General features: G+C 68.9%; 14 protein-coding genes. 7 read left to right on the top strand and 7 right to left on the bottom strand.

From position 1 onward, the window contains the following. Positions 1–18 precede the first annotated feature (18 nt). The 6 genes from B1818_RS16010 to B1818_RS15985 form a co-directional block, all read right to left on the bottom strand. The gene (locus B1818_RS16010; protein WP_058252288.1) at positions 19–1,515 is read right to left on the bottom strand and encodes an NAD(P)/FAD-dependent oxidoreductase; all 1,497 of its coding nucleotides are present in this window, start codon (positions 1,513–1,515) and stop codon (positions 19–21) included. Next, positions 1,512–2,645: a glycosyltransferase family 2 protein gene (locus tag B1818_RS16005; protein ID WP_058252287.1), complete on the bottom strand. Its 1,134-nt coding sequence runs from the start codon at positions 2,643–2,645 to the stop codon at positions 1,512–1,514. The genes B1818_RS16010 and B1818_RS16005 overlap by 4 nt, the downstream gene beginning before the upstream one ends. After that, positions 2,632–3,513: a carotenoid biosynthesis protein gene (locus B1818_RS16000; protein WP_058252286.1), complete on the bottom strand. Its 882-nt coding sequence runs from the start codon at positions 3,511–3,513 to the stop codon at positions 2,632–2,634. The genes B1818_RS16005 and B1818_RS16000 overlap by 14 nt, the downstream gene beginning before the upstream one ends. Beyond that, positions 3,510–4,226 (bottom strand): monooxygenase, encoded by a 717-nt coding sequence (locus tag B1818_RS15995; protein WP_078113307.1) that lies wholly within the window; start codon positions 4,224–4,226, stop codon positions 3,510–3,512. Before B1818_RS15995 ends, B1818_RS16000 begins: the two co-directional genes overlap by 4 nt. After that, on the bottom strand, positions 4,223–5,365 hold the full coding sequence (locus B1818_RS15990) for a polyprenyl synthetase family protein (RefSeq protein ID WP_058252285.1): 1,143 nt from the start codon (positions 5,363–5,365) through the stop codon (positions 4,223–4,225). The genes B1818_RS15995 and B1818_RS15990 overlap by 4 nt, the downstream gene beginning before the upstream one ends. 217 nt (positions 5,366–5,582) lie before the next feature. Beyond that, a complete protein-coding gene (locus tag B1818_RS15985) occupies positions 5,583–7,601 on the bottom strand; it encodes a glycosyltransferase family 39 protein (protein ID WP_058252284.1) in 2,019 nt (672 codons plus the stop codon). A gap of 115 nt (positions 7,602–7,716) precedes the next feature. On the opposite strand from B1818_RS15985, the gene B1818_RS15980 reads away from it, so the two are divergent. Together B1818_RS15980 and B1818_RS15975 are read left to right on the top strand one after the other, a co-directional pair. Further along, a complete protein-coding gene (locus B1818_RS15980; protein ID WP_176455936.1) occupies positions 7,717–8,010 on the top strand; it encodes a hypothetical protein in 294 nt (97 codons plus the stop codon). Between the two features lie 58 nt (positions 8,011–8,068). Further along, the gene (locus B1818_RS15975; RefSeq protein ID WP_078113285.1) at positions 8,069–9,355 is read left to right on the top strand and encodes an alpha-hydroxy-acid oxidizing protein; all 1,287 of its coding nucleotides are present in this window, start codon (positions 8,069–8,071) and stop codon (positions 9,353–9,355) included. Between the two features lie 80 nt (positions 9,356–9,435). On the opposite strand, the gene B1818_RS15970 is transcribed toward B1818_RS15975, so the two are convergent. Further along, positions 9,436–10,389: an oxygenase MpaB family protein gene (locus tag B1818_RS15970; protein ID WP_078113284.1), complete on the bottom strand. Its 954-nt coding sequence runs from the start codon at positions 10,387–10,389 to the stop codon at positions 9,436–9,438. 86 nt (positions 10,390–10,475) lie between these two features. On the opposite strand from B1818_RS15970, the gene B1818_RS15965 reads away from it, so the two are divergent. From B1818_RS15965 to B1818_RS15945, 5 genes are all read left to right on the top strand, one after another. Then, complete coding sequence (locus B1818_RS15965; RefSeq protein WP_058252281.1) at positions 10,476–11,177, top strand: TetR/AcrR family transcriptional regulator; 702 nt, start codon at positions 10,476–10,478, stop codon at positions 11,175–11,177. 28 nt (positions 11,178–11,205) lie between these two features. Further along, entirely contained in the window at positions 11,206–11,853 is a 648-nt protein-coding gene (locus tag B1818_RS15960; protein ID WP_171011686.1) for a TetR/AcrR family transcriptional regulator, read from the top strand. A gap of 133 nt (positions 11,854–11,986) precedes the next feature. Then, positions 11,987–13,219 carry an acyl-CoA dehydrogenase family protein gene (locus tag B1818_RS15955; RefSeq protein WP_068971412.1) on the top strand — a complete coding sequence of 411 codons (1,233 nt, stop codon included), beginning with the start codon at positions 11,987–11,989 and terminating at the stop codon, positions 13,217–13,219. After that, a complete protein-coding gene (locus B1818_RS15950) occupies positions 13,216–14,232 on the top strand; it encodes a phosphotransferase family protein (RefSeq protein ID WP_078113283.1) in 1,017 nt (338 codons plus the stop codon). The genes B1818_RS15955 and B1818_RS15950 overlap by 4 nt, the downstream gene beginning before the upstream one ends. 59 nt (positions 14,233–14,291) lie before the next feature. Beyond that, positions 14,292–15,038, top strand: a complete 747-nt coding sequence (locus B1818_RS15945) for an SDR family oxidoreductase (protein ID WP_058252277.1) — start codon at positions 14,292–14,294, stop codon at positions 15,036–15,038. Positions 15,039–15,057: the final 19 nt, after the last annotated feature.

The following is a 15,057-nucleotide window of genomic DNA, read 5'->3' as shown; positions in this document are numbered from 1 at the left end:
ATGAGCAAGGCCCATCGGTCAGTGACTCACGGCCGGACCGATCAGCTCCGCCACGATCTTCGCCGACATGACCACGAGCGGCAGACCGCCGCCGGGATGCGACGATCCGCCGACGAGGTAGAGGCCCGGCACCGGGGAGGTGTTCGACGGCCGGAGGAACGCCGAGCGGGGTCCATTCGACGACGACCCGTAGATGGAGCCGCCCGGTGTCCTGGTCCGACGTTCGAGGTCGGCGGGCGAGACGATCAGACGGTGGCGCACGTGGCCGGTCACGTCGAGTCCACGATCGGCCATCACCTCGAGAATCTGGTCGGCGTAAGAGTCCGCCAAGCCCTTGGCGTCCCAGTCGACGCCGTGCTCGGGGTCGTGGCGGGGTGCGTTCACCAGCACGAACCACGCGCCGGTTCTCGGGGCGGGCACGATCTCGGGATCGGCGGGAGCCGAGATGTACACGGTCGGTCGAGCGACCGGACGCGGTGAGCCGCGGAATCCGAAGACCGCGTCGAACTCCTCGTCGTAGTCCTCGGCGAACAGCACCTGGTGGTGCGGCGCAGCGGGCGGATGGTCGAGGGCGAGGAGGAGGACGAACCCGGACAGCGACGGCGTCGTCCGTCGCAGCAGCGCCGCGGGCCGACGCGCGGCGCGACGCGGTACGAGACGGTCGTAGACCTGCTGGGCGTCGGCGTTCGCGACGACCAGATCGGCTGGGCGCCGGCTTCCGTCGGACAGCACCACGCCATCGGCCCGACCGGTGTGGTCCACGGAGATCCGGTCGACCTCGACACCGAGCTCGACCCGCCCGCCGAGTTCGATGAGACGGTCGTGCATCGCGGTGGCGATGCGGCCCAATCCGCCTCGTACATACCATGATCCGAATGCCTGCTCGGACCACGGCACGGACGCGAGCGCCGCCGGCGCGCGGCGCGGGTCGGAACCGGTGTAGGTCGCGTAGCGGTCCAGCAGCATCCGCAGGCGCGGGTCGTCGAGGTAATCCTCGCCGAGTCCACGCAGCGTTCTCCATGGCGCGACGGTCCGCACATCCGTCGGCGTGGCGATCCCGCCGATCATCGTGCGGATGCTCATCGGCGATTCCAGGAAGGGTTCGTGCGTGACGTCCCAGACACGTTGTGCGCGTTCCAGAAACGATGACCACTGAGCGCCTCGCCCACGCCCCAGTGCGGCGTCGAGGGCAGCGGGGATGTCGTCGAGCGTTCCGGGCATGTCCAGTTCGGTGCCGTCCGGGAAGCGGTAGCGCGCGGCGACGGGGAGCCGTTCGAGGGTCAGGTGGTCGTGGATCGACGCGCCCGTGGCGTCGAAGAGTTCTTCGAAGACGTGCGGCATCGTGACGAGCGACGGCCCGGTGTCGAAGATGAACCCGTCGTGCTCGATGACCCCGAGTTTGCCGCCGACATCGTCGAATTGCTCGAGAACGGTGACATCGTGACCGGTCGCGGCGAGGCGCATCGCGACGGAGAGTCCGCCGACGCCCGCGCCGATCACCACGACCCGCGTCATCGACGGACCTCGATGGGGCGTCCCTTCCAGTGCAGGTCGCCGCGCTGTCGGGCCAGCGTCGAATCGACTGCGAGACCGGTGAAGACGAGGATGGAGAGCGGATGGGCGAAGGCGTCCGGCCATCCGCGTCCGCCGGTGCAGCGTGCGGACACCACCCGTGAGGCCACCCCGGCCAGGTATCCGACGAGACCCGTCCGGGAGCCGAACAGTGCTGCTGCCGCGGGGAGTACGTACATCAGGCACAGCAGACCGGTGACGCCCAGCGTCCCGCCCGGAGACCCGAAGGCCGACCACAGCGACTTGCGGTAACCCGCGCGGACCTCGTCCCAGCCGCGGTACATACGGCAGGTGGCGACGTCGCTTCCCTCGGCCACGACGCCGCGACCGCCGGCCGCCTTGACGGCGCGCAACAGGGCGATGTCCTCGAGGACCACGTCGTGCACCGCCTCGTGACCGCCGGCACGACGGTACATCGCGGCATCGACGACCAGGAACTGACCGTTTGCGGCGGTGAGAGATTCGCGCGGTGAGCGCTCGGCGAGACCGAGGGGCAGGGTGCTCAGCCAGGACCACTGCAGCAGCGGTTGCACCAGTCGCTCGCCCGCGCCGACCGCGACCTGCCGGGGGTACGGGCTCACCAGATCGAGTCCGGCGTTGCGGAGCAAGGCGAACGATGAGGTGAACGCGTGGGGCTCGACCACGACGTCGGCGTCGAGGAAGACGTGGACCCCGCCGGGGAACGCCTTCTCCGCGAGTTGGGCGCAGGCCCAGGTCTTTCCGAGCCACCCGGGAGGAGGCGCCGAGCCGGGGTGGACACGAACCCGGTCGTCCATCGAGGCCAGGCGGGCGAGCACGGCGTCGGTTCCATCCGCCGAGCCGTCGTCGAGCACGTGGATCCGGGCCGGTCCTGGCCAGCGATCCGCCGCCTCGAGGACGGCCAGTAGGCAGCGTTCGGCGTTGTGCGCCTCGTCGCGCATCGGGATGAGAACCGACAGTGGTTCCGGCGCCGGGATGTCGGCGAGACCGGGCCGACGGACCCGGCGGGCGTTGTCGAGGGTCAGGGCCAGCGACGCCAGCGACATAGCGGTTCCCGTCGCGACCAGCGGCCGCAGCAGGTCAGACACCCGCACGGCGACCCCTGATCTCGACGACGAGCAGCGGGATGGCGATGACACCCATGAGGAGACCCCCTGTGAGGGCGACGGACGGACGGCCGAAGAACACCGCGTGCGCCATCACCGAGGAGAAGTAGGTCCACAGGTACGCGGTGACGGGCACGGCGTCCATCCCGGAAGACCCGGTCGCGTCGGGATCGTCGCGGCGGATGAGGAGGTCGAGCATGCCGACGATGAGAAACGAGACCAGCAGCCAGCCCGCGAAATTCGTCAGCGGGATGTCGGCGACCCCGGGCAGCGACGGCGTCGGGTACCGCCACACCCAGTTGCCCTGGTCGACCATCTGCGGATCGAGGAACACATCCCACGCCGTGAGTGCATAAGCACCCACGACGGCGGTGGCGGGCCCAACCCACCGTCCGGCGATGCCCATCGCACGGACGAGTCGTCGGGTCACGACCAGCGCGGGCCACGACATCATGATCCAGGCCAGCGGGACCAGGACCGGGACGCCGAGGACCTTCAGTCCCAGCCCGTCGGTGTACTCGTATGTGCCGAACGGGAACCCGGTGCTCACACCGACGGATTCGGCGATCAGCCCGCCACCACCGGCCACCACCGCGAGGGCGACCGCGGCGGCGGCGCCGCGGGTTGCGGCAACGTGGACGAGCGAGGCCGACGCCAGGAGCAGCACGCTCGCGACGGTCAGCGGCAGGGTGCCGCCACCGGTCAGCGGAAACGCGATCTGGACGCCGATCGTCGCCGCCAGCAGGATCCACGCCAGGGTGACCAGGCCGCGGTTCCAGGGCGCGGTGCCGTCGGTACGCCGCGATCGCGACGATTGGTCCGATCGGTGCGAAGTGGAGCCGTCCAGGAGACTCACGCCGGTCTCCCCTCATATGTGCCGACGACCTCGGTGACGGCGAAACGGGCGAACAATTCCTCGGCATACCAGCGCGACGGTGCGGTCCGCCGAACCGCCGACAGATGTGCGGGGGAGCGGTAGGCGAAGCCGGTGAGGTCCTGCGCCGAATTCCAGATCGAGAACGTGCCCTGCACCCCGAGCGGGAGTTCGCCGACGCCGAGGGCCAATCGATTGCCCTGTGCCCCGGCGAGTTCGGTCGCCACCGGCGGGACGGCACGCCAGAACGATGCCATCTTCGTGGGCCGGAGGCGTGCCCGGGTCAACGCGGCGACCGGGCCCGCCCAATCCGGTCCGGACGCGTCGTGGTCGGTCGACGATCGCACCGTCTCGAACGGGTCGACGCGCGACCAACGGCCCTTCGACCGGAGTGGTCGCATGGTGATCCGGAGTTCCTCCGTGCTGGACTCTCGCCATCGGCGGAACACGACGGAATCGCTTGCGGCCGAAGCAGCGTCGGCGTCGTGCCATACCGTCAACGCGGCCCAGTGTCTCAGGTCGGCGCTCTCGAGGGTGAACGTGCGTGCGGTGCCGGTGCCCAGCAGTTTGGCGAAACGCAGACCGGGAGTACGGCGCAGCACCCGTCGACCCGACGACATCCGGCCGAGCGCCGGTAGCACGCGGTCGACACCCCAGACGCGGAGTTCGACCGTCGGCCCGGCGGGAGCGGTCATGCGCGCCGCCACACGCAACGTTCGATGAGGGCGGTCAGTGCGTGCCGGCTCGCCGGGTCCATCGGAGCGGCGTCGACGATGCCGAGCGCTTCCGCGTGCAGGTCGGCGATACGCTGTTCCACTCGTTCGACGGCGCCGGTGGAGTACAGGACCTCACGCATCCGCGCGGCACCGTCGGCGTCGAGGTCCGGATTGCCAAGACCGTCGGCGAGCACGCGGCGCTCCATCCGTCCCGCCGATTCCTCGGCCGCCGCGATGAGCATCGTGCGCTTGCCTTCCCGTAGGTCGTCGATGGCGGGTTTGCCGGTGACCTTCTCGTCGCCGAAGACGCCCAGGATGTCGTCGCGGAGCTGGAAGGCCTCGCCGGCGGTGATGCCGATCCGATCGTATGCCTCGAGAAGCGCCGACGGGGCACCCGCGAGCGTGCCGCCCAGACGCAGCGGCTGACCGATCGTGTACCGCGCACTCTTGTAGCGCAGGACCCGTGCCGTGCGATCGGCGTCGGTGGTGTCCTCGGTCTGACTCAGCATGTCCAGGTACTGGCCCGCGTAGGCCTCGTCGCGCATCACCGACCAGGTGTCGCGGACCGCGCGTCGGATGTCCGCGGACACGTCGTCCACCGCGGCAGCGGCGAGGTCGTCGGACCAGGACAGGCACATGTCGCCGACGAGGATCGCGACGGCGGTGCCATGGCGCTCGGCGTCCCCACGGCGTCGGCCGCACAGATGATCGTCGGCGAAGTGCCGATGCACGGTGGGCAGGCCGCGCCGGACGTCGCTGTCGTCCATCACGTCGTCGTGCACGAGGGCGGCGAGATGGAACAGTTCGATGGCGGCCGCCATCTCGACGATGCCCGCGACGCTCCGACCACCGGCGGCGCCTCGGGCGCCCCAGAGGCAGAACGACGCGCGCAGGCGTTTACCTCCGCCGATCCGCGCCGAGAGGACATCGATCGCCGGCGTCAATTCCCCGCCGACCTGCTGCAAGGTGGTGGCGTGGCGACGAAAGTGCGCCGCCAGCACCTCTTCGACGAGTTCGAGATCCGTCGTCGAGGCGGTGATCGGGTGCAGATCGGGAGCCGGGGATGCCGACTGTGCAGGCGGCGCCGACGAGTCGGTCATCTCGGCGGTCGGTGTCATGACGGAGCCCTTCGAAAGTCCGGGGGAGCGGTCGGTTACCCCGTCTTCGGAGCCGCGATTGCGAGCGGATGGGTGACGGCGACATGTGGGCGTCGGCCACGCCGCGGCGTCGCGCCTGGGGTTTGCCGCACAGGAAACGCCGAACCACCGTCGATCGGTTGCCCATGTGTCCTGCCCGCCCCCGAAGGTCGGGAACGGGCAGGACCGTGTCGAGACGTCAGAAGAGCTGGTAGACCGTCGTTCCTCCGATGGTTGTGGCCGTGTAGTTGGCGGCGACCCACTCGGCGATCTCCGAGTTGCCGCCCGGACCGCCGCCGTCGTTGCCGAGGTAATAGGCGATCTTGCCGTCCTTGACGTAGGCGATGAACTGCTCGAGCGTGGGGGCCGGGTCCCCGCTCCATCCACCGATCGCCATGACGGAGGTGCCAGTGGCGATCTCGATCTCGGCGGCGGATTGCGACCCGTTGGTCGCGGCCGCCCACGTTGTCGTGGTTGCCCTCAGCGCGGCAACGAGTTCGGCGTTCGACGCGGTGTCGCCACCCGGGCCGCCCGTCATTCCGCTGCCGCCCTGCATGGCGGAGGGCGGGTTTCCCTGTTGGCCCGGGCGGGCGCCGGCCGGCTGGGCACCGGGCTGTCCGCCGTCCGCCCGACCCCCGGGGCCACTGCCCATGCCACCGCCGGGGCCGCCCATTCCGCCGCCATCGATCGAGGTCGACACCGCGGTCGGGATCGAGCCGTTGTGGGGGGTCGCCGCGGTTGCGATCGAGAACGCTGCCGTCCCGCCGAATCCGGCGAGCGAACCCGCGATGAGTGCCGCGGCAACCGCACGTCGCCACCCGCGTGCAGCACCGATGAGGAGGGCCACCACCGAGATCGAGGCGACCACGCCGATCAGCCAACGACACCAGGTCGGGCCGAAGTCGTTGCGGTTCAACAGGACAATCGACCACGCCGCGGCTGCACCGACCATCGCCGCCAGGGCGATCCTGGCCGCCCAGCGGTTGCGTCGACGCCAAGCGAGCACGCCGCCGAGTCCGATGACTGCGCCGATCGCCGGCGCCAGTGCCACCGTGTAGTACGGGTGGATCGTCCCGCTCATGAAAGAGAAGATCATGCCGGTGACCAGCAGCCAGCCGCCCCACGAGAGCACGGCTGCGGATTCCGTGCGTGCCAGACGGTGTTCGAAGCGGAAGACCGGGAAGCTGCACACCACCAGGTAGCCGGCGAAGAACAGCGCGATGAGTGCGGTCGGAAGCAACCAGGAGATCTCGTTGCCCATCTCGGAACCGAAGAGTCGGTCCAGCCCGGTGGACCCGCCGAAGGACCCGCCGGCCTGACCGCCGCCTCCTCCGCCGCCGCCGGAGGCACCACTGATGCGGCCGACGCCGTTGTAGCCGAGGACGAGGTCCATGAACGTGTTGTCCGTCGAACCACCGATATAAGGACGTGCCGATTCCGGCACGAGCATCGTGACCATCGGGAACCACAACGCGGAGACGAGCAATGCGGCGGTCGCACCGATGAGGTGGGCGATTCGTTTGCGCCACCCGGTCTTCGCGAACAGCAGGTAGGCGAGCCCGAAGAACGGCAGGATCAGCAGGCCCTGCAGCATCTTGGTGAGAAAGGCGAATCCCAGGGCGACGCCGACCAGGGCGAGCCACCGACCCGAGTTGGTGGCGACAGCCCGGGTCAGCGCGTACGCCGCGGCGACCATCAGCAACACCAGCAGTGCGTCCGGGTTGTTGAAACGGAACATCAACGCGGCCGCCGGGGTGAAGGCCAGCACGGCGCCGGCGATCAGGCCGGCCGCGGCACCCAGTTGGGGGTCGCGGATCGTCCGACGCATCGTCGCGTACAGGAGCCCGACCGCGGCCACGCCCATCAGCGCCTGGGGCGCCAGAACGGCCCACGAGTTCATCCCGAAGATGCGGACGCTGAGTCCGCTCACCCACAGTGAGGCCGGCGGCTTGTCGACGGTGATGAAGTTCGATGCGTCGAGTGCACCGAAGAACCAGGCCTTCCAACTCTGTGATCCGGCCTGCGCCGCAGCGGCGTAGAAGGTGTTGGCGTACCCGCTTGCGGACAGGTTCCACAGGTAGAGCACCGCGGTGACGGCCAGGAGTCCGACGAGGCCGAGCCGTCCCCACCATGGCCGGGCGGCGACGCGTCGTCGGTGCGCCGGGGCGGCGGGATCGGACGGCGACGGCGCCGGTGGTTTGTCCAGTACTGCGGTCATGGGTCCTCCTCAGATGATTCCTGTCCAGAGTCGACGCCTCCGCCACCGTCAGCCTGGAGATCGGCTGGCAGGTGGCTGTGAACGGTTTCGGGAACCCAGACGTAGCCTGAGTCGCATGGCTGTGGATGCAACGGTGCCCGTGGTGGCAGTCGGTCTCGTCGGTGGTTTCGCGGTCGCGCGCTACAGCGGGCGACGCGAACTCGGTGGTGTGGTGCTCGGCGCAGCCGGCGCCTGGTGCACTCGCCGGTGGGCGCTGACGAAGGGCCCCGTGGTCGCCGGCGGCCTGTTGGCCGGCTACCTGGCGGCATTCGGCGGATCTCATCCACTCGCGAAGAAGATCGGTGCGTGGCCGTCGGTCGCGGCCGTGACGGTCGCCGTGGCCGGCGCCACCGCCGTCGCCACACGCTGAGCGGCACGATCCGCCGTTGACGGCCGGTCACCGGTCGCCGGCGTTACCATCTCCACCCATGACCGCAGGTTACGGGCGCGCACGGCAGAACGAGATCTACACGGCCGGGGTGCACCGGCGAAAGCCGCGTGTGCCAACGGATTTCGCCGAGCTCGAGCGACGTGCGAGACGTGCGATGTCGGCGCGTGCGTGGGCGTACATCGGCGGTGGCGCCGGTGAGGGACGCACCATGGCCGCCAACCGCGCGGCACTCGACCGCTGGGCGATCGTGCCGCGCATCCTGCGGGATGTCTCGCAGCGCAACCTCGAGGTCGAACTGTTCGGTCGCCGCATCCCGGCGCCGGTGCTGTTCGCGCCGGTCGGCGCCGGTTCGCTCGCCGCACCCGACGCCGACGCCCTCATCGGCCGTGCGGCCGCGGAACTCGGTGTCCCCTACATCTTGTCGAATCAGGCGAGCGTCTCGATGGAGGACGTCGCGGCCGCGATGGACGACACGAGCGCCGGGGCGCCGCGCTGGTTCCAGCTGTACTGGTCCACCGACGACGACCTCGTCGACAGCCTCCTGGAGCGCGCGGCGGCCATCCGCGCCGAGGCCGTCGTCGTCACCCTGGACACGACGATGCTCGGGTGGCGGCCGCAGGACCTGAACCTGGGTTCGCTGCCGTTCGCGCAGGGTGAGGGCATCGCCCAGTACACGTCCGACCGCAGGTTCGTCGACATCGTCGTCGAACGGCTACGTGGCGCTGCTGACGAACGTCCGGAGATCTCCCTCGGCGCGATCGCCACCCTCCTATCCATCACCCGCAACGCCCCGGGCCGGTTTCTGCAGAACCTGCGGTCGCCGCAACCGCGTGCCGCGGTGCAGACCTTCCTCGACATCTACTCGCGACCGTCGCTGAACTGGGACGATCTTGCCGGCCTGCGCGCCCGCACCGCTCTTCCGATCGTGCTGAAGGGCGTGCTGCACCCCGACGATGCGCGTCGTGCCGTGGACGCCGGGGTGGACGGCATCATCGTCTCCAACCACGGCGGTCGGCAGGTCGACGGCGCGATCAGCACGATCGACGCCCTCGACGCCATCGCGCCGGTCGTCGACGGTCGCATCAAGGTCCTCATCGACTCCGGGATCTACACCGGTTCCGACGTGTTCAAGGCGCTCGCCCTCGGGGCCGACGCCGCCTGCATCGGACGACCGCATATGTACGGCCTGGCGCTCGCGGGAGCCGACGGTGCCCGCGACGCGGTCGCCGACATCATCGCCGAACTGGACCTCACCCTCGGACTGTCCGGGCACACCGACGTCGCCGACCTCGACCGCGAGGCGCTGCGCCGGCTGACCTCTTGATGCTCCCTGAGGCGTAAGCGAAGCATGCCCACTGCTCCCTGAGGAGCGCCCGGAGCTTGCGGAGGGCGCGTCACGAAGGGTCAGACCAGCGGCCGCCCGGTGCGCATGCGCCAGCGGACGTCGGCGAGCAGGACGTTGAACGGGAATGCGCGCACCCACTTCGGGGCCCGCGTGATGATCGCGCGCAGGACCGCGTTGTGCTTGTCGAAGTACAGCTCCTGCCACGGCGAGAGTTGCACGCGCATCTTGCGGCGGAAGTTCTCCGGCAGGAAGCCGATGGCCATGATCTCGAAATGCCAGCCGAAGAGCCGCGAGATCACCGGGCCGAGGAACTCGGCGCGCGCGATCGACATCAGGTACTCGCGGATGGTGTCGTCGATCTCGAGCGTCTCGACCGTGTCGTTCCAGTAGGTCTCGAAGTCCTCGCGGGTGGCGGGCCACATCTCGCGGGGGACCTGCAGCGTCGTGCCCAGAACGGCGCCGGCCTGGTAGCGCTCGTCGGTCACCTCGGTGACCCCGCCGAAGATGCGATGGACGTCCTCGGTGCCTCGGTACAGACACGCGGCGACCCACAACTGCAACTTCGGATCGAAGGCGTTGTACTTCACCGGGCTGTCAGCGGTCGAACGGACCTGCGCATGGGCCTTGCCGATGGCCTTGCGGTAGGCCTTTCGGTCTTTGGCGCTACCGAGTCCGGCGACGGCGAGGTAGCTCAACGTGGTGCGGCCGCGCTTCATCGGATGCTTGAACAGGTTTCCCGAGTCGACGCGGCTCTCGTACACGCCGTAACCGACCGCGGGGAGGCTGAGCTGCATGATCACGTTCGCCGCGCCCGCGATCACGCCGATGCCGAGCGGGTCGAGGTCGCTGGTGGGGAGCGCGTCGAGCTCTGCGCGGGACATCCGGGCGGAGGAGGGGAGGAACTCGGTGTCGGGGCGCTCCGCGGTGAGAAACTCCTGCACTTCGGCGGTCACATCCGTCACCGGTTGTGCTGACAGTGCCGAACTTCCACTGGTGATAGGCTCCGTTGCCATCGAACACCCCTCCTGCTCGAATTCTGGAAACGTCTGTTTCCCGTTTTATGACACACCTAACTTACCGGGGTGTCAAGATAGGAATCATGGGACGAGCACCATCGACCCCGGACAGCCGTTCCGGTGCGGACTCCGACGCGGCCGGCACGCTTCGGGCCTATGGCGGCGAGGGCGGCGACACCCGGGTCGCGCGGCGTCGATCCGCCCTCATCGATGCAGGACTGGATCTGCTCGGCGCCGATGACGTGGGCGCGGTGACCGTGCGCGGCGTGTGCCGGCAGGCCGGACTCACCGCCCGTTACTTCTACGAGAGCTTCGAATCCGTCGATCAGCTGGTCGGCGTCATGTACGACGAGGTCATCGAAGAGATCGCGCAGGCCAGTCTGGCAGCCTTCTCGGAGGGGGCCAGCATGCGTGCGAAGGTCGCCGGTGCGGTGTCGGCGATCGTCGACGTCATCGACGCGGACCGCCGCAAAGGCAGGCTGCTCTTCTCGCAGGCGCTGTTGAGTCCGGTGATCGCGGCCAAGCGCATGGAGTCGACGACGTTGTTCGCCGGCCTCACCCTGCAGAGCACGTCGGCGATTCTCGACGTCCACGTCGGGCCGGCGGCAGCGGTCGGCGTTGCGCACTACCAGGTCGGCGGACTCAGCCGGTTGCTCGCGGCGTGGCTCGAGGGTGAGGTCGAACTCGGCAAGGCCGACGTGGTGGATCTGAGCATCGCGCTGCTCGTCTCACCCGCCGAGATGCTCGAGAAGAGTCTCTCGCGTCGCACCGGCGATGCGGAGTAGGTCCGCATGTCGGGATATGTTTGATGGCATGAGTGGCGGAACCGGCGAAGCAGACATCCGTCCGGCGACGCGGCCACTGGGCGGCTGGCGGGATTACGGCGAGCCCGAACTGCCGGTCCCGTTGGCGGCGGCGCTGGCGGCGTTCGCCGAACAGGGCTACCACGGGACCTCGGTCCGGGAGATCGCCGCGCGGGCCAATCTGTCGGTGCCAGGGCTCTATCACCACTACCCGTCGAAGCAGTCGTTGCTGCAGGGGCTCCTCGAACGCACGATGACCGACCTCCTGGCACGCTCGGAGGCCGCGATCGTCGAGGCGGGTCCCGAGCCGATCCGGCAGTTCGACGCCGTCGTCGAGTCGCTTCTGCGGTTCCACATGTATCGCCGCGAGCAGGCGTTCGTCGGTTCCACCGAGATCCGCAGCCTCGACGACAACTACCGGCCCACCTACATCGGACACCGGGACCGCCAGCAGCGGATGGTCGACGTGATCGTCTTCGCCGGCGTCGAAACGGGTGAGTTCACCACCGAGTATCCGAAAGATGCGGCGCGTGCCGTGGCCACCATGTGCGTCGGGGTGTCCACCTGGTTCAAGCTCGACGGTCTGCTGGGTCCGGACGAACTCATCGCGCGCAATCTCCAGATGGCCCGCGCGCTGGTCGGGTATCGCACACCCTGACGGCCGTCGCGCAGGGCGCCGTCTGCTGGGCCGCTTGACCCGGCGGGTATCGCCTGGCAAGGTATGCAACGCCGAGCGATCGATCGGTCGGTGTTCGGGGATCCCCACCCTGCTCATGCGTTAAGGAGTCACCATGCCCATAGACCTGCGGCACGACGACGACGTGCTCGACGTCGTCGCGAAGACCGAGGCCTTCGTCCGCGACTACGTCCTGCCCATCGAGGACGAGGCGGCCGGTGACATCGCGGCGGCCGGTGGTGACGACATCCGTCGCGAGATGAATGCCAAGGCCAAGGAGGCAGGGGTCTTCGGCCCGCATGCCCCGGTCGAGTACGGCGGACTCGGTCTCAACATGTGCGACCGCGCGCCGGTGTTCGAGGCGGCCGGGTATTCCACGTTCGGTCCGATCGCGCTGCACATCGGCGCGCCGGACGAGGGCAACGTGCACATGCTCGCGCACATCGCGAGCGAGGATCAGCGGCAGAAGTACCTCGCCCCGCTGGCCGCCGGAGATGTCCGGTCGGCTTTCGCCATGACCGAACCCGCTCCGGGCGCCGGGTCGGACCCCAACGCGCTGCGCACGGAAGCCGTCCGCGTGGACGGTGGCTGGAAGATCAACGGCGACAAGCACTTCATCACCGGCGCCGACGGTGCGGGCTTCTTCATCATCATGGCGCGGACCTCGGGTGCGCCCGGTGACCGCGGCGGGGCCACCATGTTCCTCGCGCCCGCCGATGCGCCCGGGTTGACCGTCGGGCGCCACATCAACACGATCGACAAGGCGATGATCGGCGGTCACTGCGAGGTGACCTTCACCGACCTATTCGTTCCCGACGAGGACATCCTCGGCGAGGTGAACGAGGGTTATCGCTACGCCCAGGTCCGGCTCGGGCCGGCTCGGATGACCCACGTGATGCGCTGGCTCGGCTCGGCGAAGCGCTGCCAGGACGTCGCCGTCGACTATGTCTCACGCCGTGAGGGATTCGGTGGCCGCCTCGGAGATCTGGGCATGATCCAACAACTCGTCGCCGACAACGAGATCGACCTCGCCGCGACTCGCGCGTTGCTGCTGAAGGCCTGCCACGAGCTCGATCTGGGCAACCACGCGTCGGACGAGACATCGATCGCGAAGACCTTTGCTGCCGAGGCGTATTCGCGGATCGCCGATCGCAGCATCCAGATGTGTGGCGGTCTCGGTGTGTCCGCCGACCTCCCGTTGGCCCGCCTGTCGCAGGAACTCCGGCCGTTCCGCATCTACGACGGCCCGTCCGAGGTCCACCGGTGGGCGATCGCCCGTCGCGCCGTCGGGCGTGCGAAGAAGGCCCAGCAGGCGCTCGAGGCGAAGGCATCGGCGGGTGCCCGATGACCGCCACGGACGCAGCGCTCGACCAGGATCGCCTGCGCCGGTTGCTGATCGACAACGGGGTCGAGCCCGCAGGTGAGCTGACCATCGACCTCATCAGCGGCGGCAAGTCCAATCTCACCTACACGGTCACCGACGGCGTGACCACGTGGGTGGCGCGCCGACCGCCGACCGGCGGACTGACGCCCTCGGCTCACGACATGGGCCGTGAATGGGCGGTCACCAGTGCGCTGCAGTCGACGTCGGTCCCGGTTGCGCGGACCGTCGCCTTCGACGCCGACGGCTCGATCATCGGTGCGCCGTGCACCGTGGTGGAGTTCGTGGACGGCCGCGTCGTCCGGACCGCGGAAGACCTCGACGCCTATTCCGACGACGAGGTCGCCCGGAATCTCGATGCTTTGGTGCAGACGTTGGCCGACCTGCACGCGGTGGACTATCGCGAGGTCGGGCTCGGCGAGTTCGGTCGGCCCGCGGGTTTCGCCGCCCGCCAGGTGAAACTGTGGGCGCGGCAGTGGGGGCACGTGAAGACACGAGAACTCCCCGACGTCGAGCGTCTCGTCGACGCGCTCGCCGCGCGAGTTCCGAAGCAGGCGCGAGAGTCGGTGGTGCACGGTGACTTCCGGGTCGACAACACGATCATCGACGCCGACGACCCGGCCCGGATCGCGGCGGTCGTCGACTGGGAGATGTCGACCCTCGGAGATCCGCTCACCGATGTCGCGCTGATGTGCGTCTACCGCACCGGCGCCTTCGACCAGGTTCTCGGCTTCTCCGCGGCCTGGACCAGTGACCGTTATGCGTCGGTCGACGAGATCGCTCAGAAGTATTCGACCGCAACGGGTGTCGAACTGGGTGACTGGGACTTCTACCTGGGGTTGGCGAACCTGAAGCTCGGCGTGATCGCCGAGGGGATCACCTACCGCGCACTCTCGGGGGCGTCGTCGGGCGACGGCGCCGAAAAGGCTGCCGAGGCGACGGCGGCGTTCATCGCCGACGGCCTAGGCCACATCAGCTGATCGAGCAACGGCGTCAACAGAACACAGTCGCGCGGTGCGCGCACCGAAGGGGGTAGGCAATGAGTGAATCGGACAACAATCGTTCTGCGCTGGTGACCGGGGCGTCGAGGGGGATCGGTGCGGCCATCGCCGACCGGTTCGCCGCCGACGGCTGGGACCTGACCATCAGTGCCCGTGGTCGAGAAGCGTTGGAGAAGAAGGCGGCCGAGCTTCTCGAGCGTGGCGCCGGGCGGGTGGAGGTCGTCCCCGCCGACATGACCGACGCCGACGCCATCAGCGCGCTCGGTACGGCTCATGCGGAGGCATTCGGGCGGTTCGACGCGCTGATCGTCAACGCCGGGATGGGCTCGAAGGGTGCGATCGCCGACCTCCCGGTGAAGCGATTCGACCGGCTGTATGAAGTGAATGTCCGCGCTCCCTACATCCTCCTTCAGTCCGCGCTGCCCGCCCTGCGCGCCACCGCAGAGGCCCATGGGGCCGCGAAAGTCATTGCCGTGGCGTCGATCACCGGCGTCTATCCGGAGCCGGAGCTGTCCGCCTACGGTGCCACCAAGGCGGCGCTCATCTCGTTGTGCGAGACGTTCAATCTCGAGGAGTCACGCAGCGGTGTCAGCGCGACGACGATCGCGCCGGGCTACGTCAACACCGACATGACCGACTGGCTCAAAGACCGCATTCCCGCCGACGAGATGATCACGGCCGACGACATCGCGGTGATCGCCCACTCGATCACCCAGTTGTCGCGGTACGCGGTGCTTCCGAACGTTGTCATCACCCGACCCGGCGAGAACCTGCACCGGGCGTAGGTTTTGAGCCGCACTGCTC

This window comes from Gordonia sp. IITR100 (assembly GCF_002009645.1).
GTDB classification, from domain to species: Bacteria; Actinomycetota; Actinomycetes; order Mycobacteriales; family Mycobacteriaceae; genus Gordonia; species Gordonia hongkongensis.
This window is presented reverse-complemented; position numbering and strand designations above follow the sequence as displayed.

Bases quoted from the DNA above. Each gene is read 5' to 3' on its own strand.
- B1818_RS15995 (WP_078113307.1), bottom strand. From the start codon at position 4,226: ATGACCGCTCCCGCCGGGCCGACGGTCGAACTCCGCGTCTGGGGTGTC.
- B1818_RS15950 (WP_078113283.1), top strand. From the start codon at position 13,216: ATGACCGCCACGGACGCAGCGCTCGACCAGGATCGCCTGCGCCGGTTG.
- B1818_RS15965 (WP_058252281.1), top strand. From the start codon at position 10,476: ATGGGACGAGCACCATCGACCCCGGACAGCCGTTCCGGTGCGGACTCC.
- B1818_RS16010 (WP_058252288.1), bottom strand. From the start codon at position 1,515: ATGACGCGGGTCGTGGTGATCGGCGCGGGCGTCGGCGGACTCTCCGTC.
- B1818_RS15990 (WP_058252285.1), bottom strand. From the start codon at position 5,365: ATGACACCGACCGCCGAGATGACCGACTCGTCGGCGCCGCCTGCACAG.
- B1818_RS15960 (WP_171011686.1), top strand. From the start codon at position 11,206: ATGAGTGGCGGAACCGGCGAAGCAGACATCCGTCCGGCGACGCGGCCA.
- B1818_RS15970 (WP_078113284.1), bottom strand. From the start codon at position 10,389: ATGGCAACGGAGCCTATCACCAGTGGAAGTTCGGCACTGTCAGCACAA.
- B1818_RS15975 (WP_078113285.1), top strand. From the start codon at position 8,069: ATGACCGCAGGTTACGGGCGCGCACGGCAGAACGAGATCTACACGGCC.
- B1818_RS15955 (WP_068971412.1), top strand. From the start codon at position 11,987: ATGCCCATAGACCTGCGGCACGACGACGACGTGCTCGACGTCGTCGCG.
- B1818_RS15980 (WP_176455936.1), top strand. From the start codon at position 7,717: ATGGCTGTGGATGCAACGGTGCCCGTGGTGGCAGTCGGTCTCGTCGGT.
- B1818_RS15985 (WP_058252284.1), bottom strand. From the start codon at position 7,601: ATGACCGCAGTACTGGACAAACCACCGGCGCCGTCGCCGTCCGATCCC.
- B1818_RS15945 (WP_058252277.1), top strand. From the start codon at position 14,292: ATGAGTGAATCGGACAACAATCGTTCTGCGCTGGTGACCGGGGCGTCG.